The sequence below is a fragment of the Acinetobacter sp. 228 genome (genome assembly GCF_048147885.1).
On sequence record NZ_JAYWYV010000115.1, the window covers coordinates 1 to 1,870 of the forward strand.

General features: G+C 38.7%; 3 protein-coding genes and 1 tRNA gene. 2 read left to right on the forward strand and 2 right to left on the reverse strand.

The features are described from left to right. Together folP and VXQ92_RS16425 are read left to right on the forward strand one after the other, a co-directional pair. The coding region (gene folP / locus VXQ92_RS16420; RefSeq protein ID WP_416682545.1) for a dihydropteroate synthase at positions 1–727 on the forward strand (727 nt) is incomplete at its 5' end. Between the two features lie 134 nt (positions 728–861). Then, the gene (locus tag VXQ92_RS16425; RefSeq protein ID WP_000461267.1) at positions 862–1,176 is read left to right on the forward strand and encodes a DUF5713 family protein; all 315 of its coding nucleotides are present in this window, start codon (positions 862–864) and stop codon (positions 1,174–1,176) included. On the opposite strand, the gene VXQ92_RS16430 is transcribed toward VXQ92_RS16425, so the two are convergent. Together VXQ92_RS16430 and VXQ92_RS16435 are read right to left on the reverse strand one after the other, a co-directional pair. Continuing rightward, the gene (locus VXQ92_RS16430; protein ID WP_001112519.1) at positions 1,177–1,542 is read right to left on the reverse strand and encodes a hypothetical protein; all 366 of its coding nucleotides are present in this window, start codon (positions 1,540–1,542) and stop codon (positions 1,177–1,179) included. It lies immediately after the preceding gene. A 54-nt stretch (positions 1,543–1,596) separates the two neighbouring features. Next, a tRNA-Leu gene (locus tag VXQ92_RS16435) sits at positions 1,597–1,682 on the reverse strand. Positions 1,683–1,870 lie beyond the last annotated feature (188 nt).

The following is a 1,870-nucleotide window of genomic DNA, read 5'->3' on the forward strand; positions in this document are numbered from 1 at the left end:
TAACCAATTAGACCAAGCGGTTGACCATGCACTTAGTATGATTGAGCAAGGCGCGACTATTATTGATATTGGGGGAGAATCTACCCGACCTGGTGCTTCAGAAGTTGCAGTAGAGGAAGAAGTGCGCCGTGTGGTACCTGTCGTTGAAGCTTTATCTCACCATAACGTTATTTTGTCGATCGATACAAGTCAGCCAGAAGTTATTCGCGCAGCAAAAGTAGCAGGGGCACATATCTGGAATGATGTCCGTGCCTTAACACGCCCCAATGCTTTAAAAACTGCCGTAGAGTTAGATATACCGGTAGTAATTATGCATATGCGCGGTGAACCAACTACAATGAATCAGTTGGATCAGTACACTGATGTAACACTCGATGTGATGCAAGAGTTGCAACAGCGTATTGATGAGGCTTTGGTTGCTGGGGTAAAAAAGCACAATATTATTGTTGATCCTGGATTTGGCTTTGCGAAAAATGCCCAGCAAAATTTAAAACTATTAAAAGAATTTTGGAAACTTAATGAACTTGGCTATCCAATTTTATCCGGGCTTTCTCGTAAACGTTTCATAGGTGAAGCTTTACAAGGCGCTCCTGCAGATCAACGTGCTGTGGGAAGTGTAACTGGGCATTTGCTTAGTATTCAGCAGGGAGCATCCATTGTAAGAGCGCATGATGTAAAGGAAATGCATGAAGCAATTTTAGTTTGGAAAGCGATGCAGCAAGTCTGAATAATGACGTTATAAAATTGGACTTGCTCAGTGCTCATTAAAATAGAGTGGATGAGTGAGTCGGGTAAATATCTCGTGATTTTTACGAAAATATGTTATAAGCGGCAAGTTTTTGCTGTTGTGTAAACTTTTGTATGTTTGAAGACTTACTTCTCCCAATGTTTGATGATGAATATTATCCAGATATTTTGGTCGCTGAACTCAAGCAGCTTATTGAGCAATTTGCTAAAAAAGTTCAAAAACCTGCTTTAGCTGAGCAAGATATCTATCGATATGCTCATCAGACTGTAAATGAAATTAATGAAATGAAGCCACAGTTCGAAGATCTAGACTCATCGCTTGATGATAGTGCTGCTGATTATATTGCTGAGGCAATGATGATGGTGGTACAAGATGCAGGATATTTAGATCTGGAAATGGAAGAGTTGGTGATGAATCGAGAGTGGTGATTACTCTCGATTTTCAAAATTTTTGAGAGCTTCTAATAAATGACATGTCTCGTCTAAATGAACTTCGTCTATTTTCTCAATTTTTAAAATTAAATTTCCATTCTGCTGTTCATTTACTTCTGCCAATACGCTGACCCAATAGTTTTTTTGTTGCTGCTGTAGCTCTTTAAATTGAGTAAATATCTCTTGAGGGGCTTCAATTAGATAGTCATCTTGAGTAATAGAGCAGCGTACAAAGTGCCAATCATTATTTTTGAACAAGATTGTACCGTTAAATATATCTTCGGCATTTGCAAAGGGTATAAAAAAGAGTAGAGCGGATATAAATATTAATATTCTGATCATAGCATTATTTTCATCAGGCATAAAAAAACCAGCTTACGCTGGATTCTTTATGGCACCAAATTCAATATTTGAAAATGGTGCCCGGGGCCGGACTCGAACCGGCACGCTTTGAGGGCGGGGGATTTTAAATCCCCTGTGTCTACCTATTTCACCACCCGGGCATGTGCGCAATAATAGAGGACAAGTGCGCGATTGGCAAGAGAAAAACAGAGAGTTTGCTTTATTTTCAATCAGTTCTTATCAGTATTTCTATAAATTAACCAATTTATGTCATGATTTGTTCATCAAACTGAGATCAGTTGTTCATCTTCTCTACTTAAGTTTAAGACACTCATTGCTTAAAACTTAG

Excerpts from the sequence above, each read along its gene's own strand:
- VXQ92_RS16425 (WP_000461267.1), top strand. The coding sequence starts at position 862 with ATGTTTGAAGACTTACTTCTCCCAATGTTTGATGATGAATATTATCCA.
- VXQ92_RS16430 (WP_001112519.1), bottom strand. The coding sequence starts at position 1,542 with ATGCCTGATGAAAATAATGCTATGATCAGAATATTAATATTTATATCC.